The organism is Polaribacter reichenbachii, assembly GCF_001975665.1.
Taxonomy (GTDB): Bacteria; Bacteroidota; Bacteroidia; order Flavobacteriales; family Flavobacteriaceae; genus Polaribacter; species Polaribacter reichenbachii.
This window is the reverse complement of the sequence record NZ_CP019419.1, coordinates 3943113-3967003: the sequence shown is the minus strand read 5'-3', so window position 1 is coordinate 3967003 and position 23891 is coordinate 3943113. Positions and strand designations below refer to the sequence as shown.

Genomic DNA, 23891 nt, shown 5'->3' with positions numbered 1-23891 from the left:
TACTAAAATTTTAAATTAAAGGAAATTGTAGGTACTGGTTGCGAAAAAATTGTGCTTTGAAACGCTTTTACATTTCCATCAATATTTTGGAAAAAAACAGAATATGGATTATTTCTACCTAAAACATTATAGATAGAAAAATTCCAAAATGTATGTATAGCTTTATTTAACTTATGATTACCTTCAAAATTAAAACTTAAATCTAATCTATAATAATCGTCAATTCTAAATTTATTTCTATCACTATATAAAACATATTCAGGACCATTATATAAATAATTTCCAACAGGGTATGTTACAGGTCTACCTGTTTGATAAAAAAAGTTAGTAGAGATACTTAGTCTTTTAGAAAACTTAAAGTTCGTAACTAAACTCAGATCATGAGGTTTATCAAAATTGGATGGAAAGTATTCTCCAGAATTAATAATTTCTTCATTAAATTCTCCAAAAAATTTATTGAGAGATCTTGAGTATGTATAGCTAACCCAGCCATTAAGCTTCCCAGTGGTTTTTTTTAATAATAATTCAATTCCATAAGCTTTTCCTGTACCCTGTAAAATTTCTGTTTCTATAGCTTCGTTAAGTAGTAATTTTGCGCCAACTTTATAGTCAAGAATGTTATCAAAATTTTTATAATAACCTTCTAAACTAAATTCATATTGATTGTTTAATGTATTTGTATACACCCCTAAAGAATACTGAATAGATTCTTGGGGTTTTATATTTAAATCTGAAAGTTTCCAAGTGTCTGTTGGTGATGGGGTTGTATTATTTGATAATGTATGGATATATTGGTAAACATTATTAAAACTTGCTTTTATAGAAACATTTTCTTTTAAAAAGTATCTTAATGATAATCTATATTCTGGCCCAAAGTAATTTTTTATAAATTCATTTTTTCCATATTCTTTAACTTCAAGTAAACTACTACTGCTTAAAGGAAGATTTTCTTCATAAATTCTTTGTTCTGCTGGACCTAAAAAAGAATAAAGTGAACCCCTAAATCCAAAATTTAATAAGAGTTTATCATTTATTTCAAATTTATCTGATGCATAAAGTGCAAATAAAAGTCCTTTTTCTTTGGGTAAGTTAACAGGAACTACATTTGTATTGTTAATGGGTGTTAAATTTCCTGGAGTTACAGCATAAAGCTTTCCAGAAATACCATAAGTTATATGGTGCGTTTTATTGGGAGAATAATTTATTTTATAATTTAATTCAGAATCGGATATTTCATAATTAAGAGTAAAGCTTTTATCTAAAATAGAATTTTGGCTCTCATAATCAATTCCAAATTGATATCTACTATTAGATATTGAAAGTTTAGCTTTGTTATATTCATTAATTTTATGTTGCCAATTAAATGATATTAATTTATTACTATAATTATATAATGAATCCGAGGTAATACTATATTGGTCTTTACTGTAGTAGCTAGATATTTTAATATTATTATTATCATTTATTTTATGACTATAATTAGCAATAATATCATAAAATGAAGCTTGACTATTTTTTAAATTTTCATTGTTTATAGATTTTAATAGCCAATTAGAGTGCGTTATTCTACCACCTACTAATAGGCTAGACTTATTTTTAACAATTGGATTTTCTATAGAAAAATTACTCATAACTGGTCCAACAGAAATATCTCCTGTAAACTCAGTGGTATTTCCATTTTTAGTGTTTATGTCAAAGACAGAAGATAATCTGCCACCATATTCTGCAGGCATAGAGCCCTTAAAAATGTCTACGTTTCCAGAAGTAGATGGGTTTATACCAGAAAAAATTCCAAAGAAATGTGAAGGATTATAGATAACTGAATTGTCTAAAAGTATTAGGTTTTGATCTGCTTTACCACCTCGTACATTAAATCCAGAAGCTCCTTCACCCGCTGTTGTAATGCCAGGTAATGTAGTAGCAACTCTAAAAATATCACTTACCCCCAATAATGTAGGAATAGTTTTTATATTTTTTACATGAATAGTTACTAAGCCTGTAACAGCTTCTTTAACATTTTGGTTACTATTTGCAGATATAACTACTTCTTCTAGTTCTACAGAATTATTTGTAAAACTAAAATCAAAATTACCATCATTAAACATTAAAATCTTTTTTTCTTCAATTATACTAGGCAAAGTATGGAAACGTAAAATATTGAATCCTGGCTTTAGTTCAATTTCATAATAACCTTTTATGTTAGTTTGTGTATTAGTATTTTGTCCTTTAACACTAATTAATATTCCTTTTAAAAGCTCATTGGTATTCTCATCTTTAAGGTAACCTTTAAGTGTAAATTTACTTTTTTTATTATTTTTTGACTCTTTTCCTATTTTAATTATATCTGGATCGTTAAATTCATTTTCATCAAAAAAACTTTTATTATCGTTGCTACTATTAAAAAGAGAATCATCTCGAATATAATTGTTTTTAGTAAAAATAATTTTATTTTCTATGAAGTAAAAATTTATAGGTTTATCTGTAAATATGTCTTTTAAAATATCTTTTAATGATTTATTATGATAACTTTTAGTAATAGTTTCATTATCAATCCACTCATTCTTATAAAAGAATTTAAATGCAGTTTTTTTTTCTAAATCATTTAAAACATCTTCAATTTTAGTATTTTCATATAAAGCAGAAATCAATTGTTCTTTTTCCTGTCCATAAGTAATACTTAAAGTAAATGTTAATAGCAAAATTAATATTGATTTCATATAAACTATTTATTCAATAATAAATCATTAATATTTTTAATACATTCTATGTAAAAATCTTGTTTATTTGTTTTTTTAATAGACTTGTTTTCTTTAAAAATTTTTTTTAAAAATTTATCATTGCCAAAAATTTTCAAAATATCTTTTTCTTTTTTTACTTCGTGAAGTTTATTTTTATAGCTAACAATTAAATTTGGGCCAACAGTTTTAAAATTATCGTATAGCTTATTGTCAACAATTGTTTCTTTCTTATTTTTTTTATGTTTCCTGTAAATATTTAGATTATTGTTTTCCAATACTATTTCCCAAAAAGTAAAGTCTTTGGTTCTAATAAATTTTTTATTATTGATATTAAACTCCTCAATACTGTTGCTGAAAAGTTCTATAACTATATGACCTTCATTTAAATAAGATAGTTTTACTATGACTTTTTGACTGTATAAGTCGTATTTAGTTTCAATATTATAAAACCAATTGTTATTATACTTTATATTAGCTAACTGGAAGTTTTCTGAATTATAAAAACGGGTATTGATGCTCGTTTTTTTTAAATTGTTTCTATAAATAATTCCATTATATAACTCTGTATTATTAAGCCCTAATGCTTCATCAAATAATAAATAACTATTCTTTTCATTTATTTTAGACTGACTATTTAATAGGAAGAAATTTAGCAATAATAGGTAAGTGCTTATAGTAATCTTTTTCATAGTTCTAATTTATGTATAAAAAATCTATTTTATGGTTTATAATTTTATTTTTTTAGTTAAAAAAAAATAAAAATCGTAATAAATAGCTGTTTTAACTGTGTATTTGTTAATATTACAAATACTCCAACTAAAAGAGAGTAAAATAGTAGTAAAAAAATTGAATAGCAAGTACTGAAGGATAAATAATATATTAATAATGAGAGATTAAGAGTTAATTATGAGTAATTATCACATAAAACATTTAGAAGAATATTTTCAAGTTTACAGAAAATCTGTTCGTGAACCAGAGAATTTTTGGGAAGAAATAGCAGAAGAACATTTCATTTGGCGAAAGAAATGGGATAAAGTTCTAGAGTGGGATTTTACAAAACCAGAAATCAAGTGGTTTAAAGGCGCACAATTAAACATCACAGAAAATTGTATAGATAGGCATTTGGCAACCAGAGCCAATAAAACTGCAATTTTATTCGAGCCCAATCATCCTGATGAAAAAGCCGAACATATTACTTATAAACAGTTATCAGAAAGGGTATATCAGTTTGCCAATGTTTTAAAAGAAAACGGAATTCAAAAAGGCGATCGAGTTTGTATTTATGTACCAATGATTCCTGAGTTGGCTATAGCAACTTTAGCTTGTGCAAGAATAGGAGCCATACATTCTGTGGTTTTTGCAGGTTTTTCAGCATCAGCTTTAGCAACAAGAATTAATGATGCCGATTGTAAAATGGTAATTACTGCAGATGGTTCTTACAGAGGATCAAAAACCATCGATTTAAAAGGAATTGTAGACGATGCTTTAGAAAACTGTACTTGTGTAGAAACAGTTTTGGTGGCAAAAAGAATCAATTCTGATATCCAAATGAAACAAGGAAGAGACCAATGGCTGCAACCTTTGTTAGATGCTGCATCAAAAGAATGTCAAGCAGAAACTATGGATGCAGAAGATCCTTTATTTATTTTATATACCTCAGGCTCAACAGGAATGCCAAAAGGGATGGTACATACCACAGCAGGTTATATGGTCTATACTGCATACACTTTTAAAAATGCCTTTCAATATAGAGAAAATGATGTGTATTGGTGTACAGCAGATATTGGTTGGATTACTGGTCATTCTTACATTGTGTATGGGCCTTTAGCAAATGGCGCAACAACAGTACTATTTGAAGGTGTGCCAAGTTATCCAGATTTTGGTCGATTTTGGCAAATAGTAGAAAAACATAAAATCAATCAATTTTATACAGCACCAACAGCAATTAGAGCTTTAGCAAAACACGGAACAGAACTGGTTGATAAATACGATTTATCATCATTAAAAGTACTAGGTTCTGTAGGAGAACCTATTAATGAAGAAGCTTGGCATTGGTATAATGATAATGTAGGTAAAAAGAACAGTCCAATTATAGATACTTGGTGGCAAACAGAAACAGGAGGAATAATGATTACTCCAATTCCGTATGTTACCCCAACAAAACCCACTTATGCAACTTTGCCTTTTATCGGAATTCAACCAGCCTTAATGGATGAAAATGGAGAGGAATTAAAAGGGAATCAAGTAGAAGGTAGATTATGTATAAAACATCCTTGGCCAAGTATTGCAAGAACCATTTGGGGCAATCATCAACGTTATAAAGAAACCTATTTTTCAGCCTTTGAAAATACATATTTTACAGGAGATGGTGCTCTAAGAGACGAAGTTGGGTATTACAGAATTACAGGTAGAGTAGATGATGTAATTATTGTTTCTGGTCATAATTTAGGCACAGCACCCATAGAAGATGCAATTAACGAACATCCTGCAGTAGCAGAATCTGCCATTGTTGGTTTTCCACACGAAATTAAAGGAAGTGCCTTATATGGTTACGTAATTTTAAAAGACACAGGCGAAAGCAGAAATCACGATAATTTACGTAAAGAAATCAATCAAGCGATTTCAGAAAAAATAGGACCGATTGCTAAATTAGATAAAATTCAGTTTTCAGAAGGTTTACCAAAAACACGTTCAGGAAAAATTATGCGACGTATTTTACGTAAAATAGCATCAGATGATATGGGTAATCTAGGAGATACAAGCACACTTTTAAATCCAGAAGTTGTACAAAATATTATTGATGATCGATTGTAAATAATTTCTGAAAGGATTCTATGGCTTATGCAAACTAGCTTGCTGATTACCTTATCAAAAAATAATAGAGCTGTCAAGTATTAGAAACCTGACAGTTCTTTCTATTAATTTTGCACATCTGTCAGAATAGTTTCTAATGGCATATAAATTGACGATTAAAAATTATGCAGCATTATAAAGAATCATCAAAAGATAAAAAGAAGCCAAAAGTAACCTTAAAACAAGCTTTTAAAACGATTATTTGGCCAAGAAGAAACCTTGTTTTTGTAGGCTTAATTCTAATTATTATCAGAAGTTTATCTGGTTTTGTTTTACCTTTACAAAGCAAAGTATTGTTAGATGAGGTTGTTCCTAATAAAGATTACAGTCAGTTATATACTTTAATAGCAATAGTTATTGGTGCTATTTCTGTACAAGCAATTACTTCTTTTTTATTGACAAAAGTATTGAGTATACAAGCGCAATATTTAATATCAGAGTTAAGAGCAGAAGTGCAAAAAAAGGTTTTAACATTACCTATTAGTTTTTTTGATAACACAAAATCTGGCGCTTTAGTTTCTAGAATTATGAGCGATGTTGAGGGGGTTAGAAACTTAATTGGTACAGGTTTAGTACAATTAATTGGTGGCTCTTTTACAGCAATTGTAACCTTGGTTATTTTATTAAAAATGAATGTTTGGATGACAGTTTTTACCTTTGTGCCATTATCCATTTTTGGTTTGATAGCCTTAAAATCATTCAAATACATTCGCCCAATTTTTAGAACAAGAGGTAAAATAAATGCAGAGGTAAAAGGACGTTTAACTGAAACTTTAGGCGGAATTCGAGTTATAAAAGCCTTTAATGCAGAAGAACAAGAAAGCAAAATTTTTGAAAAAGGTGTTGCAGATATTTTTATCAATGTTAAAAAAAGTATGACAGCAACTGCTATAATGACAAGTTCTTCTACTTTTTTAATTGGTTTAGCCACTACAGGAGTTATGGGAATTGGCGGTTATTATATGATGCAAGGATCTTTAACTTTTGGAGATTTTATTCAATTTACATTTTTACTAGCATTTATGGTTGCACCCATTGTGCAAATGAGTAATATTGGAAGTCAGTTAACAGAAGCACTAGCAGGTTTAGATAGAACAGAAGAATTGATGAATATGTCTGCAGAAGAAGATGATGTAAGCAGAAATATTGAATTAGATAATGTAAATGGCGAGATTAATTTTGATGATGTTTCTTTTTCTTATGAAGAAGGTAAACAAGTGTTGCATAACATCAATTTTCAAGTCCCTGCAGGTTCTGTAACAGCTTTGGTTGGTAGTTCTGGTTCAGGGAAGTCTACAATTGCAGGTTTGTCTGCAACATTTTTAAATCCGAAATCGGGTACAATTACTATTGATAATCAAGATATGTCTAAAGTAAAATTGTCTAGTTATCGTAAAAATTTAGGAGTTGTTTTACAAGACGAGTTTCTGTTTGAAGGTACAATTAGAGAAAATATTCTATTCCCAAGACCAAACGCATCAGAAGAAGAATTACAAAATGCTGTAAAAGCAGCTTATGTAAACGAATTTACAGACAGATTTGATGATGGTTTAGATACCTTAATTGGAGAAAGAGGTGTAAAATTATCAGGAGGACAAAGACAAAGATTAGCGATTGCAAGAGCCATTTTAGCAGATCCAAGAATTCTTATTTTAGATGAAGCAACATCTAGTTTAGATACAGAAAGTGAGGCATTAATTCAGAAAAGTTTATCAGAATTAATAAAAGATAGAACTACCATTGTTATTGCGCACAGATTAAGTACTATTAAAAAAGCAGATCAAATTTTAGTAATAGAGGCTGGTAAAATAGCAGAAAGAGGTACTCACGAAGAATTAATAGCAGCCAAAGGCAGATATTTTGATTTGTATACGTATCAATCTAAAATTTAAAAGGTTTTAATTTTAGTATTTGTAATTTATTTAATTATATCCCTATTGGTGTAAAACTATAATATTTGGATAAATTTGTAATTTAACAGCAATTACCTTACCTTTATAGAAAATTATTAGACATAATAAGTCTGTTGCGCCAACAACAGACTTTTATTAAAATTTGATAAATTAAAACTAACCTCTTTGGTTAGAGTGGTAATCGATTATAGAAGCCACAATCGGATTAGACTTATTGCAGTTTGAACTACAAGTCTAATTTCTTTTTTAAACACTATCCACCATTTGGAAGTGTTTTTTTTCTTTTTTAACCAATTTATATAAGATTAAAATTTATTTCCCTTAACATAAAGGTCTAAGAGCTCTAACCTGTATTATTGATAATAATATTTTATCTATACAAATATAAAAAAAATCTATTAAATATGTTTTTTACTATAAATTATACTTATCAACAAAAAACTAACATTAACATCTTAGTTAAATAACAACTAGTTAGTTTAAAAGACAGGCGATTGGATATTATTATTATTATTAAAATGTTTTTTTTAATAAATAATTTTTTTCATATTATCAGTAAGTATTAATTTTTAATCCGACATAAGAAAATCAAATCAAACACATTAAAAACAAATGAAAAAAATACTTTTATTGCTAGTTATAGTTATTGCTGTTGCCTGTAAAAATGAAAAAAAGAAAGAAACCAAAGAAAAAGAAGCACAAGTAGTTAAAAATGAAAATTTCCCTGATGAACTTGGAAAAGTATTTGAAAAACATGGTGGAATACAAACTTGGAGAAATGCTGAAATTTTATCTTTTAATAAAGGTGAAGAAGCGCATACTATTAATTTAAAATCAAGAAAAACAGTAATCAACTCACCAAATTATTCTTTAGGTTTTGATGGAAAAGAAGTTTGGTTAGCTGAAGAAAAAGAAGGTGCCTATAAAGGTAATCCTAAATTTTATTACAACTTGTATTTCTATTTTTACGCTATGCCTTTTGTGCTAGCTGATGATGGAATTGTGTATAAAAAAGCAGCACCAATTTCTTTTGATGGTGTAGATTATCCTGGTTATAAAATTTCTTATAAAGCAAATATTGGTAATTCTTCTGATGATAATTACATTATTTATTACAATCCAGAAACTTACCAAATGGAATGGTTAGCGTATACAGTAACTTTTAATTCTAAAGCTACAAGCGATCGTTTTAAATTAATTCGTTATAATAAATGGGCAAATGTTAATGGTTTAGTTTTACCAGAAGAATTAACTTGGTACAAAAAAGACGAAAAAGGAAATCCGACAGAACCTGCAAGACCAGCAACAGTTTTTACTTTGCCTTTATTGAGTCAAGGAAAATTGGTTGACACATTTTTTGCAAAACCAGTTCAATAATTTAAGATTGTATTATTGTTAAATTATTAGAACTTTATCAATAAATAGAAATATAAAACCTCGAAAACAAAAATGTTTTCGAGGTTTTCTTTTTTTAAAAAAGTAAATCTTTAAATTTTAAATCAGTTCTATTATTTAAACGAGATAGAATTTTTAAAAAGGCAATTGCAGTAATATAAGCATCTCCACTTGCAGTATGTCTATCACTTTTAGAGATTTTTAGTTCATTGCACAAATCATCTAAAGTATAATGTTTTTTATCATTTTTATAAACAGCGTGTTTTGATTTTTTAAAAAGAAAACCAGTATCAATCGATTTATTTACCAAGTTGGGTAATTTATTTCTTTTTAATATTTCATTAATCATTTGTACATCAAAACCCACGTGATGTCCAACTAAAACCGCATTTTCTATATATTTTAGAAATTGTTTTAAAGCCTCTAATTCATTTATTTTATCCATTTCACCGTATTTTAAAATTCCGTGAATGGGCACAGTTTCTGCTTTAAAAATTTCTTGTTTTATATAAACCTCAAAAGAATTGTTTACATTTATAATATTGTCTACTAAAGAAACTGCACCAATAGATAAAACTCTATCTTTTTTCATAGAAAAACCAGTAGTTTCAGTGTCAAAAACAACAAATCGAGTTTGGTTTATAGGGAGTTTTTCTGCATTTAAAAAAGCATTTTTATACTCTAAAAAATACTCAGGTAATACTTTTTTCTCTTTTTTTTGAAACCAATTAAACTCCATAGTATAATTTTATTTAGATAAATTAAATCGAAGAGAAAGCACTTCTTGTATTTCTCTAATTGGTTTAAAACATCTTTTTAGTTTCAGTTTTTCTTCTTTTGTTAAAGATTCTAATTTTATAAATTTACCAGAGTCGTTATGCAAAATACCTTGTTTGGTTTTAAACTTTAGCAAGGCTTTAAAAGCATAAGAACAAGATTGGTATAATTCTTTATTTTGTGGTTCAATTTCTGCTAACTTTTCAAAACGTTTGGCAGTGTTGTTAATTTCGTAAATATTATTAGATAAAGTTAAAAGTCTTGCAGCATTAATTAAAGGCATTAAAGCCCTTTGTTTTATGTTAAAAGAATCTTTATGATCACCATTATTTTCAACTAAAAATTGTTTAAAAAAGCCTAAAGGAGAAGGACTTGCAATGGCTTCTTTGCCAAGAAAATTAAAGAGTAAACTTCTTTTGTTTAGCGTTTTGAAAATACTTTTAGTTAGTTCTTTTGCCAAAGTAGCATCGCCATAGACGTGATTAAAATCAAAGAAAATAGAAGATAATAAAATTGCTTTTTCATCTACATTTATAATCCAGCTATTAAATTGTTCTTTCCATTCAGATAAAGATAAACACCATTTTGGATTGTTTGCCATCATTTCTGCTGGGCAATATTCAAACCCAATTTTATGTAACGACTTTGTAATATACCCTGCTAATTTTAAAAAGTAATTTTTAGTTTCTAAGTAGTTTTCTGCTGTAGTATCTTCAAAAATCAAAGCATTATCTTGGTCTGTATATAAAAGTTGTTCTTCTCTACCTTGGCTACCTAAGGCAATCCAAGAAAATTTTACAGGTGCAGGAGTAGGCATCTTTTTTAAAGAAATTTCTACAACTCTAATAATAACACTATTGTTAATTTCTGATATTATTTTAGATATATGCGAAAGCGGAATGTTCTGTTCTAAATACGATTTTAAAAGAATGTTGGCTTTATTTCTAATTTTGCGAAGTTCGCTAGTTCTTTTGGCTCTTTTAATATCTTTTAAAATAACAGTTGGGTTGTTTCCTAAAGAGGCTAAAACATCGTGATTATTTAAAATTCCGATTAATTTAGAATTGCTTGTACCATCTACAGTAATACATAAATGACTAACTTTATGTTTAATCATTTGTAATTGAGCGTCTAAAACTGTCAAGTTTTTTGGTTGTGTAATTACTGGTGATGACATAATTTCTGAAACACAAGTATCAATCGAAAAAACACCAGTTGCAATTTTGTTTTTAAGATCGCTATTGGTAATAATTCCTTTTGGAATTTTGGCTTCATTAACTACAACAATACAACCTACTTTTTGAGTACTCATTTTTATTGCAGCTTCTTTTGCACTAGAATTTACGGTGCAACTTAAAGGATTTTTAGTATATTTTACTGAATGTAAATTAGAATATTTTAAACTGTCTTTTACTATATAATCCGTAAAAACATTACTGCTTTGTTCTGTTGTGTAAGGATCAAAAGATTTTGATGCAAAAGAAGTAATTAGGTATTTATTGATTTTGATGTTTTTTTCTGATACTGATTGAAAAACTTCAATAGGAATACCGTAAACAATAGATTCTTCATTGGCAATTGCATCTAACAAATAGTTTTCTTTACTAATTAGAGGTCTTAGTCCAAAAATATCTCCAGCATCACAGATATCAATTAAAACATTATCTTTTTCTGTTTTTTTAGATAGACTAATTCCGCCATTTCTAACAATATAAAAATGTTTGTGATTTGCATCATTTTGATTGAAAAGTACTTTTCCTTTTTCTAAATAAATGATATCTATTTCAGTAGCAATTTCTAATAATTTACTTTTAGAAAGCAAATTAAAAGGAGGGAAGTTCTTTAAAAAATCGTAAACACGTTCTGCAATTGAGTTTTTCATCTATTTTTATTGGTTGATGAATTTTTAATATAAAAAATTAGTAATCAGTTTTACTAATTGGTGTTTTTTCTAAATCAAAAACAGCAGTAGAAATGTTAACTTGAAACCATTTTTTAAACATTTTGTAATTACGTCTTTGTGGCCAATCTCTTTTATCTGTATGCCAACCTTCTAGCTCCATCATAAAATATTTATCAAATTTCTTTTTTAAATAGGTGTCTACATCTTCGTAACTAGCGTTATTTATTAAATAAATATTTATATCCTTCAAGTCATTTTCATCTATGGTAGAATCTGGGTAAATAGCATTTTGCCAATCTATAAAAGGTTGTAAAGGTTTTATAGAAATTGCTGCTCTGTTAATATAGTTCTCTTCAAAATCACTTTTTAAAGGAGTAGTATCGTCAGAAATAGTATCTGTTAAAAGATTTAGCATATAATCATCTTCTTCTGCTGTTTTTACTTTAAAACTAATTGAATCTTTATTTACTTTAATATCAAAATCGACAATAAAATCGGTAAATTCTTTAAATTTAATGGTTTTTTCTTTTACCATTTTTTTAAGTAAAGGAAAATGAAGAGGATCATCTTCTTTAGCAACAGAAATAATCTCTTTAAACTCATCTTTATCAAAAATGGACTTTAAATTACCATAATTCCAGGCGTTTATAATAAAATTAAAAATTTCTTCTTGATGATCAAAATCATTAAGGTCATCTACAAAAGGAGAAATAAATTTCTCTATTAATGAAGAGTATTTTTCTTCTGGATTTTGACTTGTTTTATGGTCCGCTAATAATTTTACTACTTTGTTTTTTTTCATCTTTTTTTTATATGCTGATGAATTTTAGAATAAACATCACAATAATAATTATGAAACCTAGAAAGCAACACGTTTTCAAATTTTTCGGTTTCTGTTAATATGGATAAATCGTATAATTTTATGGCGTCTACTTCTTCTTTTTGAATAGTTAGTGTTTCTATAGGTTTTTTAAGTTCTGCAATAAAAACGTGATGATGTTCGTTGTCTTGAATTCCGTTAGGATGAGAAACTTGATGTATTCTTGTTCCAATTTTAATCAGTTCATTTTCTTTTAAATTTAAACCAATTTCTTCTAAAACTTCTCTTTTTGCTGATGTTAAAACAGTTTCACCAGCAGCAATATGGCCAGCTACAGAAATATCCCACAAACCCGGAAAAACTTTTTTAGTCATTGCTCTTTTTTGAAGCAATATTTTTTCATCCGAAGTAAATAACCAAATATGTACAGTTGCGTGGAACCATCCATTTTTGTGCGCTTCAGATTTTAAAGCTGTTTTTCCTGTTGGTTTTCCATCAGGTGTTAAAATGTCTATGCGTTCATCCACAGAAAATAAAATTTATTTTAATTCAATTTTAGAGTTGCTATCTTCGAAAAGGTGCATATATTCTTCCATATTAAACGATTCTTCGTTAAATCTAGAAGTTCTTTTTTTGCTATGTTGTTGCCTAACAATACTTCTTGCAAACCTTCTAATACTTTCTTCTGAGGTTAAAATTATACCAGGAACAGGTACACTTTTACCATCATCATCTTTTGCAACCATTGTAAAATAAGACGAATTACAGTGTTTTATTTTACCAGTTCTAATATTTTCTGATGTTACTCTTAAACCGACAACCATAGAGGTTCTACCAGTATAATTTACAGATGCTTTTAATGTAAGTAATTCTCCAACTTCTATTGGGTTTAAAAAATCTACCTTGTTTACAGAAGCTGTAACGCAGTAATAACCTGAGTGTTTTGAGGCGCAAGCAAATGCAATCTGATCCATTAAATTTAAAATATGCCCTCCGTGAATTTTACCACTAAAATTAGAATGAGAAGGCAACATTAATTCTGTAATCATTAATTGAGATTCGCTAATGTGCTTAAAGTTTGTTTTGTTTTTTGTCATATATCAAAAATACAATTCTTTTTTTTCGAAATTCTTTTGTTGCTTAAAAAGTATAGATTTTCAAGTAAAAATATTCCTTTTTACAAGCTTATTTTTCCCTCTCAACCTTTTTTTATTGTTTTAAAGTTATCTAATAGGTTTATTTACAATGGTATTATGATTTTTTGCTAAATCGACTTTACTTATCAATATATAATCAACTAAATTAAAAAAAATGAAAAAACATTACATCTTTAAACTTTTATTATTGTTAATTCCTGTTTCTGCTTTTCTATTAATGTCTAGTTCTGGAGGTAGGTCTGATGCTAGATCTGGTTCTCCAGGAGATGGAGGTGCAACTTGTGCTGCATGTCATAGTGGAGGTAATTTTAATGCATCTGCTATAATAACGTCTAATATTCCTACAACAGGTTATTTATTAAATACAGATTATACTATAAATATAAACACAACTTCTAGTTCTTCTGCTCACGGTTTTCAACTTACAGCAGAAAATAATTCGAATGCAAAAATTGGTGCTTTTACTGCTGGTTCTGGAAGTAGAACTGTAAATAGTAGCAAAGCAATAACCCATTCCTTTCCCTCAACTTCTGGAGATTGGTCTTTTACATGGAGGTCTCCTTCTACAGATTTAGGAAATGTAACATTTTATACTGCTGTAAATGCAACTAATGGTAATGGAAATGCTTTTGATGGTGGAGATCAAGTTATAACAGCAAGTACATCTTCGCCTTCACTAAGCATCTCTGAAGCAAAACGTTTAAAATTTGATTTATACCCAAATCCGGCTATAGAAAATCTTAACATTCAGTTACCTAATGGTACAAATAAAGCATTAGTTCAATTTTATAATTATACAGGAAAATTAGTTTTAACAAATAATATTACTGAATTAAATAGTAAAATTAACGTAAGTAATTTATCAAAAGGTATTTATATCTTAAAAGTTGTTTCTGAAGATAAAATTGGAAGTCAGAAATTTATGAAATATTAAACCCTTTTAATTCAAATGATGAAAACCGGTTGTATTTATTGCTATCGGTTTTTTTTATGCTTTAAAAAAAGGTAAATTTGTTTATCTATAAAAACCAAGTAATGAATTATATTTTATTTGATGGAGATGTCAGAAAATCCCTTTTACCATTTACATACACCAAACCAGTAGCAGATTTAAGAATCGGAATTTTAACCATTAGAGAAAAATGGGAAAAATACTTAAGCTTAACTACAACTACAGTTACTGAGGAATATTTAGAAGAAAAATATCCTATGGTTGAATTGGCAGAAAACATTTTAATAAATGCTTCTTTCTGTCCAACAAAAAGTTTGGTGGAAAAAGTGAAAAATTTATCAGAAAATGAAGCAATTTTTAAAGGTGATGATGTAATTGCTTTTTTTACTTCAGATTCTCAAGAAGAAGTAGATTTTGATGAATACACTGCAATTGAGTTTGATGAAGATATTATTCAAATTAAAAATACTTGGGATATTTTTTCATTAAACAGCAAAGCAATTCAAGAAGATTTCGATTTGCTTACAGAAGGTAGAACCTCTCAACCAATTCCTGAAACTGTACAATGTATTGATAAAGAAAACATATTTTTAGAAGAAGGTGCCAAATTAACTTTTGCCACTTTAAACGCATCTAATGGGCCTATTTATATTGGTAAAGATGCAGAAATAATGGAAGGTTGTGTAATAAGAGGTGCTTTAGCAATGTGCGAACAATCAGTTTTAAAATTGGGCGCTAAAATTTATGGAGCAACCACTTTAGGACCATATTGTAAAGTAGGAGGTGAGGTTAATAATTCAGTTTTAATGGGTTATTCTAGCAAAGCACATGATGGCTTTTTAGGAAATTCAGTTTTAGGGGAATGGTGTAATTTAGGTGCTGATACTAACAATTCTAATCTTAAAAATAATTATGCAGAAGTAAAATTATGGGATTATGAAACTGGTAGATTTGCAAAAACAGGATTACAGTTTTGTGGTTTAATGATGGGAGATCATTCTAAATGCGGCATAAATACAATGTTTAATACAGGAACTGTAGTTGGTGTTTCTGCTAATATTTATGGAAGTGGTTTTCCAAGAAATTTTGTACCATCTTTTAGTTGGGGAGGCGCATCTGGTTTTACAGAATACAAAACTAATAAAGTTTATGAAGTTGCAACTGTAGTTATGCAACGTAGAAGTTTAGTTTTTGATGATGTAGAAAAAAGAATTCTGCAAAATGTTTTTGAATTAACAGCACAGTATAGAAATTATTAATAGTTTGTAATTGGTAACAACAAGCAGAGAAATTTTATAATTTATCAAATGAAATACAACAGAATTATAGGATTAATTTTTTCAATTTTTTCGATTGTTTATTCGATTAATTTTATTGTCAATTCAAAGCTGACTTATCATCTAGAAAGTTATTTTGATTTTGATTATTTAATGAGTTTCTCTCCTGTAGTAATTTCTATAATTCTTTTAATTGCTGGTATTCTACTGTTTATTAATCCTGCTAAAGCAAATCTAGCATTAGCTTTGTTTGGTCATTCTGTAGTTGAGGAAATTCTCTTTAATTGGTTAGAAATATCAGATAGCCAATATGATTTATTTTTAACAATAACATTTCTAATTTTTGGATTAACTGCTTTATATATTGCATATACAGATACTTTTAGTTCTAATAAATTATCAATAAAGAAGCCATTATTAGTTTTATTATTGGTACTGTATTTGCAATTTATTAAACATTGCTAATAGTGAAATCTGTATATAAAATTTTTACTGTTTATGGATTATTTCTAAAAGTTTTAAAACTTTATATCTGTCATTTATTTACTAATTTTGGGGCTCAAATTGATAACTAAACATACTCAAATACATATTTATTGTGATAAAATAAAAAAAGACCTGAAAATTTAATTTTCAGGTCTTTTTTTAAGAATATAATTTTAATTTCTAAGGCTTATCTTAATAGGTTTAGAATGATTCTATGAATGTTAATTTCTATCAATTACATCACCAGAACCAACAGATTTAGAATCTACATATTTAGGGTTTCCTTTGTAATAAATGCTTCCAGAACCTACAACTTTTGCTTTAATCTTGGTTTTTACTGTAGTTCTTATAGAACCAGAACCTGCAATTGTTGCATTTAAAGTATCTGTACTTAATTCATAAGCTTTAATACTTCCAGAGCCAGCAATAGAACAGGTTAATTCATTAGAAGTTCCTTCTAATTTAATGTTTCCAGAACCGCCAATGTTTGCACTAACTTCATCAGCATCTATTTTTAAAGTAATATTACCAGAGCCACCTAAAGAAGTTTTTAAATCGCTAGCTTTTATAGTGCCTTGATTAGAAATATTACCAGAACCACCTAAAGAAACTTTATCAATATCACTATAAGTTACAGTTACAGTAAGTCTTTTTGTAGTGTTAATATTTATGTTTTTTTCATATTTAATTTTAAGAGTATTTCCACTCACTTCAGTTTCTACATAAGGTATAATGTTTTCTTCACCTTCAATTTTTATGTTTCCTTCTTCACCCTCTACAAGAATAACATCAAAAGAACCACCAACTGAAATTTCATCGTAATCTGATGTTGTTCTATTTACAGTAACAACATTTCCATTTCCTTTTATTTTTTTATTACTTCCCCACCAACTTTGAGCATTGGTAGATAAACTTAAAGTAATTGTAAATAATAATAAAGTAATTTTTTTAAGCATAATTTTATTTTTTAAATTGATTTGATTAATAGTTTTCTTTGATGGATACACCACCATATTGAGATCTTATTTTTATTCTACCACTAGAATTTCCTTTACCGAATTTACCTTCGTAATATTTTTTTGTTGATTTAGATATTTTCTTGAAAAACTCAATTTGGTCATCATCATATTTAAAACCAGCATATTGTAAGTCTAACACAAAATCGAAAATAGCACCTTCGTCTACACCGATTTTTATACCTGCATATTGTCCGTCAATTGTTACATTTTCAAAACCCTTTGCCAATCTTTTTACAGAAACACTTCCATAATCAGTTTCTAAGGTTAAATTTTTATATATCGTTCCTATTCTCATACTTGCATAATCTGAGTTACCATCAACATTTACAGCTTCATCAATAGTAACAGAACCATAATCTGCATTAAAATTAATGTCTTTTACTTTACCAAATTTTATGGTTGAGTAATCTTCATTTACTTTCAAATCTTCTGCTTCATCAATAGTAATTTTAGAATAATCTACATTTACATTTCCAGATTTCATATAACTTATGGTAGATGATGAGCAATAATCTAGATTAATATTATTATTGCTTGCAGATAGCTCACCAACAATAATTTTACCATAATCGCAATTTATATCTGCTTTGCCAGATAAATCTCCTAAAAAAATACTTCCATAATCGTTGTCTAAGTCAACAGTATTTGTTTTTGGCATTTTTACTTTATAATTTACCTTATAACTAACATTGTTGTTTTTTTTCCAGAAAGACCAACCGCTTTTTTGCTGTTTTTCAAAAATGGTTTTTGCTGATATAAAATTAGAAGACGTTTCAAACTCTACATCAATACTCGCTAATTTATTTTCTAAGCTTTCTAAATTATCTCCTTTAACTGTTATGGTAACTTCAATTTCTACTTGTTTTTTATCCCAAGTGGTAATGTCTAAATTTCCATATCTGTTGTCAATAGCCACTTTAGCATTAGCATTTACTTTGTATTCTTTTGTAATAACTTTACTTTTTTCTTGTTTTTTACCAACACTATTTGCTGATGTTATAAGAGGAAAAAGTAAAAAAAGGAATGTAATTTTATATATAAATTTCATCATTTAAAAGGTTTGGATTCTTAATCTGTTCAATTTGTTGCAATACATTTTCTAAAATTTCTAAACGTTGTTGATAGTTTCTAATCATAGAATTGATAATTGTTGTTTTATTAACATCAGAATTTAATTCTAAAATAAAAAGCCTGTAATTATCTTCTAATTCTTCTAATTGATCTAAAGCTTCTTCTATAATAGATTCTGTTTCTAAACTTCTATTTTTTTCTACCGTTTTTAATTCTTGATTAATTGTAGTTACAAAATAGTCTTGTACTTCTTCTAATTTAGGAGAAACGTCTGCCAAATCTATCATTCTTTTTTGATGAGTGCTACCCAACCAAAAACCTAAAACTAAAACTACAGATGCAGCTACAGAAAGCCATTTCCAAGAAGTTCGGTTTATTTTTTTAGGTGTATTTAGTTTGCGTTCAAAACGCTCTAAATGCCCAGAGTGTGGTTCTTGAAAATCGAAATCATTTTCAGTAAAAAAGTTATGTAATTTATCTTCCATAAACTTGTGCTTGTATATTTTGGGCAAGTATTACTTGCTTTAATTTTTTCTTTGCTCTAGAAACTGTGGTTCTCACATTTTCGTTTGTGTAATTTAATATTTGTGCAATTTCTTCATAATCAAAACCTTCTATTAAATTTAGAGTGAGCACAACTCTATAATTATCTTTTAAACCTTGTAAAGTAGTTAATACTAATTTTGGGTTTAAGCCTGTGTAATTTATTGCTTCATCTTCAATTTCATCATTAGGTACAACTTCTAATTTTACTTCTTCATAACGATTGTTTTTCTTAAGTTGTGTTAAACTTTTATTGATAACAATTCGTTTTAACCAAGCCCCAAAAGCAACTTCCCCTTTATAGGAATTTAGCTTTGTAAACGCTGTTAAAAATGCTTCTTGCATAATATCTTCAGCTTCATAATTGTCTTTTAAAATTCGGTGAGCTGAGTTATACATTGCTTTGTAATAAGCATTGTAGATTTTCAGTTGCGCGTTTTTATCAGACGATTTACAGCGTTCTAAAAGGTTGGTTATATGTGGTTGATTAGCTTCCAATTAAAAACTTCTATACTAAAGACAAAACTATTTTTGAGTTGTGACAGTTTTGTAAAAATAAAAGTAAGTTTTTTTAATTGATAAATATAAAACTGTTTTTATTTTAAAATTACAGGATATAAAGTACCTCCTGTAGGAATAAAAATACTATCCATAGCTTTAAAGTTTAAGTATGGATTTTTAGGTTTTATTTCAAAAGGACCATAATATATTTTAGAATTATTAGACCAAGGAGTCGCATTTTTATGATTTAATTCTACAATTGTATTTTTATAAATATAATTGGGTTTTATTGATATTTTATGTTTCACAGACCAAGGCCCCATTAATGCAAAATAATTAGGGGTTTTATTAGGCATATCTTTTGGTAAAGTAATCTTGTTTTGTTCTATTAAATTATTACCACCATCATTGGTATGAAAGCTAAACTCTTGATCAAATTTATTTTTGTAAAAAACATTGTATTTTGATTTTGGATTTTGACAAGAAATATGGCGTAAATAAGTAACATAATTATCATAAATTAAATTATCAGAATTACCTACGTGAAAATATCCTTGATAACCACCCGCTTTTTTATGAACTCCAATTATTTTACAACTTCTAATGGTAATATGTGTTCCATTAACAACTAAAGGATGTAAAGCACTATTGTAAATATTTACATTGTCTAACCAACAATTTTTAGTCGTTCCAGAAAATTTCACAGAGATATTAGTGTTATTTGGCATTTCATCATTTAGTTGTGAACTAATATTCCAATTATATTTTGGGTTACCCCAAGCACCTTGAATGGTAAGATTATAAATACCAGAATTATTAATATTATAAAACTGAAAAGCAATTTTATCAGTCATAGTAATGTTGCAAATTACACTATCTACACTTTCTCCTATTAAAAATACATTTGATTTTAACTGGATACTTTCATCAATTAAATAACTACCATTTGGTAAAAAAACATATTTTCCTGATGGGCATTTTTTAATAGCATCGTTAATTCCTGAAGCTGTAAAAGCTGTAACTTTTATACCTAACTCTATATTATTAATACTCGGGATTCCGTTTAAAACTCCTGCTTTAGACCATCTTTCCATTTGAGGCCAATTAGAATCAAATTTTGTTTTATCAAAAGAAATATTTGAATCACCAACTTTTAATTGAGCAGAAGTAATTGCAATACAAAATAGTTGTAAAAAGAAAATTAAATGTTTTTTAAATGACATTGATTATTAGTTTTTTCGATGGTTTTTTAGTGTTTTGTAGCCTTGATAATCGTTTTGTTTTTTAATTAATTTTTTTTTGCACAAAATTTATAATTCGTTCAAACTCACCCGTATTTAATTCACATTTTGAAATAACCAAAATGTTGTAAGAACACTCTTTTTCGAATAATAATAAACTAGATTTTACAATTTTAAATTCGCTAAAATCAGACCAATAATACCAACTACATAAATGATCTGTAGATAATAATAAACGATCTTCATTAAATTCAAAAATTCCAAATGTATTAGGTGTGTAAAATAATAATTCTTTTATGCTTCTTATGTAGTTTGTTTTAAGTTCTTTATAATTTTCAATTTTTGAGTAAAGCACAAAAAATAATAAAATACCAAGAAAGAAAAATAAAGTTGAAACATCGCTACCAGTTATTTGAATAATTATACCAATACCAAAAAGTATAGAAACTGATAAGCGAAGCTCTTTTATTTTTTTATATTGATTAGCATAAATAAAAGGAATAGTTAATTTTGTTTGTTCTAAAAACAACTTGTCATCAAAAGGAATTTTAAATTTCAATTTTTTAAGCTAATTTATTGTTTTATTATTAAAGTATCAAAGAGCGGAAAACAGAACTTTTCCTTTGGCACAACAATTGTCTTTAGTAAATAAGATAATCAGTAATAATTTTTTATATTTTTGATTATCAGTATTTTAATTTTATAAGAAAGATGTTGATTTTCGATTTACATTTAAATCAATGTCAGAATGACAGATATATAGTATATGAGCAAATCAAAAATAATAAAATTAGACAGTTTGTCTTTTCAAGATATTATAAGTGAAGATTCTGAATTAATCCCCTTAATGACTGCTGAAGATGAGGAGATTATTAATAAAGAAAGTGTACCAGAATCGTTACCAATTTTACCTTTAAGAAATACTGTGTTATTTCCTGGAGTTGTAATACCTATTACTGCTGGTAGAGATAAATCGATTCAATTAATAAAAGATGCCAATAAAGGAGATAAAATAATTGGAGTTGTTGCACAGCGTAATGAAGAGGAAGAAGTTCCTAAATTACAAGACATTCATACAACAGGTGTTGTAGCACAAATTTTACGTGTGTTAAAAATGCCTGATGGTAACACAACTGTAATTATTCAAGGTAAAAAACGTTTTGAAATTAATGAATTAACTCAGACTGAACCTTATTTAAAAGCGACAGTAAAAGAAGTATTTGAAAACAAAGAAATAGAAAATCAGAAAGAATTTGATGCAATTATCGATTCTATTAAAGAGCAAGCATTAGAGGTAATTAAAGAAAACCCTATGTTGCCAAGTGAAGCTTCTTTTGCTATTAAAAACATTCAATCGAATTCGTTTTTGGTGAATTTTATTGCATCAAATATGGATTTATCTGTAATGCAGAAACAAGTAATTTTAGAAAAAGACAACCTAAAAGAACGTGCATTATTAACGCTTAAGAACCTAAATAAAGAGCTGCAGAAATTACAATTGCGAAATGATATTCAGTCAAAAACGCGCGAAGATTTAGATCAACAACAACGTGAATATTATTTAAATCAGCAATTAAAAACTATTCAAGAAGAATTAGGAGGTGTTTCTAACGATCAAGAATTGGAAGAAATGCGTAAGCAAGCCAAAACTAAAAAGTGGACCAAAGAAGTTGGCGAAACTTTTGATAAAGAATTGGCTCGTTTAAAAAGAATGAATCCGCAAGCTGCTGAATATGGTGTACAAAGAAGTTATTTAGAGTTAATGTTAGAATTACCTTGGGGAATTTTTTCTGAAGATAAATTCGACTTAAAGCACGCTACAAAAGTTTTAGATAGAGATCACTTCGGATTAGAAAAAGTTAAAGAAAGAATCATAGAACATTTGGCTGTTTTAAAGTTAAGAAACGATATGAAATCGCCAATTATCTGTTTATATGGACCTCCAGGAGTTGGTAAAACTTCACTAGGAAGATCTGTTGCAGAATCTTTAGGACGTAAATATGTACGTATGTCTTTAGGTGGTTTACGTGATGAAGCTGAAATTAGAGGACATAGAAAAACTTATATTGGTGCAATGCCTGGACGTTTAATCCAAAACCTTAAAAAAGCAGGAACATCAAATCCAGTTTTTGTATTGGATGAGATTGATAAGTTAGGGCAAAGTCATCAAGGAGATCCATCTTCTGCAATGTTAGAAGTTTTAGATCCTGAACAAAATGAAGCTTTTTACGATAATTATTTAGAAGTTGGTTACGATTTATCGAAAGTGCTTTTTATTGCAACAGCCAATAATTTAGGGCAAATTCCTTGGGCTTTACGTGATAGAATGGAAATTATAAATGTTACTGGTTATACTATTGAAGAAAAAATAGAAATTGCCAAAAGACATTTATTGCCTAAACAATTAAAAGAACACGGTTTATCTTCTAAAGATTTAAAATTAGGTAAAAAACAAATAGAGCAAATTGTAGAAGGTTATACTCGTGAATCTGGTGTACGTGGTTTAGAAAAGCAAGTGGCTAAAGTAGTTCGTTTTGCTGCAAAATCTATTGCTTTAGAAGAAGAATATGAGGTTAATTTATCATCAGAAAAAGTTGAAGAAATTTTAGGAACTCCAAGAAACAGAGATAAATACGAAACAAATGATGTTGCAGGTGTTGTTACTGGTTTAGCTTGGACTTCTGTGGGTGGAGATATTTTATTTATAGAATCTATTTTGTCTAAAGGAAAAGGAAATCTTTCAATTACTGGTAATTTAGGTACTGTAATGAAAGAGTCTGCAACAATTGCATTACAATATATAAAATCGAATGCAGAAGAATTTGGTATAAAACCAGAAGTAATGGAGAAGTACAATGTACATATTCATGTGCCGGAAGGTGCAACTCCTAAAGATGGGCCAAGTGCAGGTATTACAATGTTAACTTCGTTAATCTCTTCTTATACGCAAAGAAAGGTTAAGAATAAATTAGCAATGACTGGCGAAATTACTTTACGAGGAAAGGTATTGCCTGTTGGCGGAATTAAAGAAAAAATATTAGCTGCAAAAAGAGCAAATATTAAAGAAATAATTCTTTGTGAAGAAAATAGAAAAGATATTCTAGAAATTAAAGAAAGCTACTTAAAAGGCTTAACTTTCCATTATGTTTCAGATATGAAACAAGTAATAGATATTGCACTAACAAAGCAAAAAGTTAAAAATGCTAAGAAATTAGTTTAAAAAAAAAGCCTCCAAATATTTGGAG

General features: G+C 28.0%; 20 protein-coding genes. 7 read left to right on the top strand and 13 right to left on the bottom strand.

Annotated elements, in window-relative coordinates:
- Positions 1-2: 2 nt before the first annotated feature.
- Both BW723_RS16935 and BW723_RS16930 read right to left on the bottom strand, forming a co-directional pair.
- Positions 3-2717 carry a carboxypeptidase-like regulatory domain-containing protein gene (locus tag BW723_RS16935; protein WP_068357475.1) on the bottom strand — a complete coding sequence of 905 codons (2715 nt, stop codon included), beginning with the start codon at positions 2715-2717 and terminating at the stop codon, positions 3-5.
- A gap of 5 nt (positions 2718-2722) precedes the next feature.
- Positions 2723-3427 carry a hypothetical protein gene (locus BW723_RS16930; RefSeq protein ID WP_068357478.1) on the bottom strand — a complete coding sequence of 235 codons (705 nt, stop codon included), beginning with the start codon at positions 3425-3427 and terminating at the stop codon, positions 2723-2725.
- 217 nt (positions 3428-3644) lie between these two features.
- Between BW723_RS16930 and acs the strand changes: the two genes are divergently transcribed.
- The 3 genes from acs (at position 3645) to BW723_RS16915 (ending at position 8881) form a co-directional block, all read left to right on the top strand.
- Positions 3645-5552, top strand: coding sequence for an acetate--CoA ligase (gene acs / locus BW723_RS16925; RefSeq protein ID WP_068357479.1), 1908 nt, complete (start codon positions 3645-3647; stop codon positions 5550-5552).
- 164 nt (positions 5553-5716) lie between these two features.
- Complete coding sequence (locus tag BW723_RS16920) at positions 5717-7483, top strand: ABC transporter ATP-binding protein (RefSeq protein ID WP_068357482.1); 1767 nt, start codon at positions 5717-5719, stop codon at positions 7481-7483.
- A gap of 633 nt (positions 7484-8116) precedes the next feature.
- A complete protein-coding gene (locus tag BW723_RS16915) occupies positions 8117-8881 on the top strand; it encodes a DUF6503 family protein (RefSeq protein ID WP_068357485.1) in 765 nt (254 codons plus the stop codon).
- Positions 8882-8975: 94 nt separating this feature from the next.
- Here BW723_RS16915 and BW723_RS16910 read toward each other — a convergent pair whose 3' ends face one another.
- From BW723_RS16910 to BW723_RS16890, 5 genes are read right to left on the bottom strand one after another with little or no spacing between them, the layout of a single operon-like run.
- Positions 8976-9638: a 3'-5' exonuclease gene (locus BW723_RS16910; protein ID WP_068357491.1), complete on the bottom strand. Its 663-nt coding sequence runs from the start codon at positions 9636-9638 to the stop codon at positions 8976-8978.
- 9 nt (positions 9639-9647) lie between these two features.
- Positions 9648-11558 carry a DUF294 nucleotidyltransferase-like domain-containing protein gene (locus tag BW723_RS16905; RefSeq protein WP_068357492.1) on the bottom strand — a complete coding sequence of 637 codons (1911 nt, stop codon included), beginning with the start codon at positions 11556-11558 and terminating at the stop codon, positions 9648-9650.
- Positions 11559-11595: 37 nt separating this feature from the next.
- A complete protein-coding gene (locus BW723_RS16900; protein ID WP_068357496.1) occupies positions 11596-12381 on the bottom strand; it encodes a hypothetical protein in 786 nt (261 codons plus the stop codon).
- Positions 12378-12926, bottom strand: coding sequence for an NUDIX hydrolase (locus BW723_RS16895; protein ID WP_068357499.1), 549 nt, complete (start codon positions 12924-12926; stop codon positions 12378-12380). Before BW723_RS16895 ends, BW723_RS16900 begins: the two co-directional genes overlap by 4 nt.
- A 12-nt stretch (positions 12927-12938) precedes the next feature.
- Positions 12939-13496: an acyl-CoA thioesterase gene (locus BW723_RS16890; protein ID WP_068357501.1), complete on the bottom strand. Its 558-nt coding sequence runs from the start codon at positions 13494-13496 to the stop codon at positions 12939-12941.
- 214 nt (positions 13497-13710) lie between these two features.
- Between BW723_RS16890 and BW723_RS16885 the strand changes: the two genes are divergently transcribed.
- From BW723_RS16885 to BW723_RS16875, 3 genes are all read left to right on the top strand, one after another.
- On the top strand, positions 13711-14490 hold the full coding sequence (locus tag BW723_RS16885; RefSeq protein WP_068357504.1) for a T9SS type A sorting domain-containing protein: 780 nt from the start codon (positions 13711-13713) through the stop codon (positions 14488-14490).
- A 101-nt stretch (positions 14491-14591) separates the two neighbouring features.
- Positions 14592-15767 (top strand): GlmU family protein, encoded by a 1176-nt coding sequence (locus BW723_RS16880; RefSeq protein WP_068357507.1) that lies wholly within the window; start codon positions 14592-14594, stop codon positions 15765-15767.
- A gap of 48 nt (positions 15768-15815) precedes the next feature.
- Complete coding sequence (locus BW723_RS16875) at positions 15816-16250, top strand: hypothetical protein (protein WP_139059063.1); 435 nt, start codon at positions 15816-15818, stop codon at positions 16248-16250.
- Between the two features lie 242 nt (positions 16251-16492).
- Here the strand turns inward: BW723_RS16875 and BW723_RS16870 are convergent, their stop codons facing one another.
- From BW723_RS16870 to BW723_RS16845, 6 genes are all read right to left on the bottom strand, one after another.
- Positions 16493-17227 (bottom strand): head GIN domain-containing protein, encoded by a 735-nt coding sequence (locus tag BW723_RS16870; RefSeq protein ID WP_068357643.1) that lies wholly within the window; start codon positions 17225-17227, stop codon positions 16493-16495.
- 25 nt (positions 17228-17252) lie between these two features.
- Positions 17253-18341, bottom strand: coding sequence for a hypothetical protein (locus BW723_RS16865; RefSeq protein ID WP_068357521.1), 1089 nt, complete (start codon positions 18339-18341; stop codon positions 17253-17255).
- A complete protein-coding gene (locus tag BW723_RS16860) occupies positions 18322-18846 on the bottom strand; it encodes a FecR family protein (RefSeq protein ID WP_068357524.1) in 525 nt (174 codons plus the stop codon). The genes BW723_RS16865 and BW723_RS16860 overlap by 20 nt, the downstream gene beginning before the upstream one ends.
- A complete protein-coding gene (locus tag BW723_RS16855) occupies positions 18836-19402 on the bottom strand; it encodes an RNA polymerase sigma factor (RefSeq protein WP_068357527.1) in 567 nt (188 codons plus the stop codon). Before BW723_RS16855 ends, BW723_RS16860 begins: the two co-directional genes overlap by 11 nt.
- Positions 19403-19500: 98 nt before the next feature.
- On the bottom strand, positions 19501-20628 hold the full coding sequence (locus BW723_RS16850; protein WP_068357529.1) for a glycosyl hydrolase family 28-related protein: 1128 nt from the start codon (positions 20626-20628) through the stop codon (positions 19501-19503).
- A 61-nt stretch (positions 20629-20689) separates the two neighbouring features.
- On the bottom strand, positions 20690-21205 hold the full coding sequence (locus BW723_RS16845; RefSeq protein WP_068357530.1) for a hypothetical protein: 516 nt from the start codon (positions 21203-21205) through the stop codon (positions 20690-20692).
- A gap of 207 nt (positions 21206-21412) precedes the next feature.
- On the opposite strand from BW723_RS16845, the gene lon reads away from it, so the two are divergent.
- On the top strand, positions 21413-23866 hold the full coding sequence (lon, locus tag BW723_RS16840; protein WP_068357535.1) for an endopeptidase La: 2454 nt from the start codon (positions 21413-21415) through the stop codon (positions 23864-23866).
- The last annotated feature ends 25 nt before the right edge of the window (positions 23867-23891 follow it).

Coding starts and splice junctions, on each gene's coding strand:
- BW723_RS16900 (WP_068357496.1), bottom strand. CDS start 12,381: ATGAAAAAAAACAAAGTAGTAAAATTATTAGCGGACCATAAAACAAGT.
- BW723_RS16910 (WP_068357491.1), bottom strand. CDS start 9,638: ATGGAGTTTAATTGGTTTCAAAAAAAAGAGAAAAAAGTATTACCTGAG.
- BW723_RS16860 (WP_068357524.1), bottom strand. CDS start 18,846: ATGGAAGATAAATTACATAACTTTTTTACTGAAAATGATTTCGATTTT.
- BW723_RS16865 (WP_068357521.1), bottom strand. CDS start 18,341: ATGATGAAATTTATATATAAAATTACATTCCTTTTTTTACTTTTTCCT.
- BW723_RS16880 (WP_068357507.1), top strand. CDS start 14,592: ATGAATTATATTTTATTTGATGGAGATGTCAGAAAATCCCTTTTACCA.
- BW723_RS16920 (WP_068357482.1), top strand. CDS start 5,717: ATGCAGCATTATAAAGAATCATCAAAAGATAAAAAGAAGCCAAAAGTA.
- BW723_RS16930 (WP_068357478.1), bottom strand. CDS start 3,427: ATGAAAAAGATTACTATAAGCACTTACCTATTATTGCTAAATTTCTTC.
- BW723_RS16915 (WP_068357485.1), top strand. CDS start 8,117: ATGAAAAAAATACTTTTATTGCTAGTTATAGTTATTGCTGTTGCCTGT.
- BW723_RS16875 (WP_139059063.1), top strand. CDS start 15,816: ATGAAATACAACAGAATTATAGGATTAATTTTTTCAATTTTTTCGATT.
- BW723_RS16935 (WP_068357475.1), bottom strand. CDS start 2,717: ATGAAATCAATATTAATTTTGCTATTAACATTTACTTTAAGTATTACT.
- BW723_RS16885 (WP_068357504.1), top strand. CDS start 13,711: ATGAAAAAACATTACATCTTTAAACTTTTATTATTGTTAATTCCTGTT.
- BW723_RS16850 (WP_068357529.1), bottom strand. CDS start 20,628: ATGTCATTTAAAAAACATTTAATTTTCTTTTTACAACTATTTTGTATT.
- BW723_RS16890 (WP_068357501.1), bottom strand. CDS start 13,496: ATGACAAAAAACAAAACAAACTTTAAGCACATTAGCGAATCTCAATTA.
- BW723_RS16905 (WP_068357492.1), bottom strand. CDS start 11,558: ATGAAAAACTCAATTGCAGAACGTGTTTACGATTTTTTAAAGAACTTC.
- lon (WP_068357535.1), top strand. CDS start 21,413: ATGAGCAAATCAAAAATAATAAAATTAGACAGTTTGTCTTTTCAAGAT.
- acs (WP_068357479.1), top strand. CDS start 3,645: ATGAGTAATTATCACATAAAACATTTAGAAGAATATTTTCAAGTTTAC.
- BW723_RS16870 (WP_068357643.1), bottom strand. CDS start 17,227: ATGCTTAAAAAAATTACTTTATTATTATTTACAATTACTTTAAGTTTA.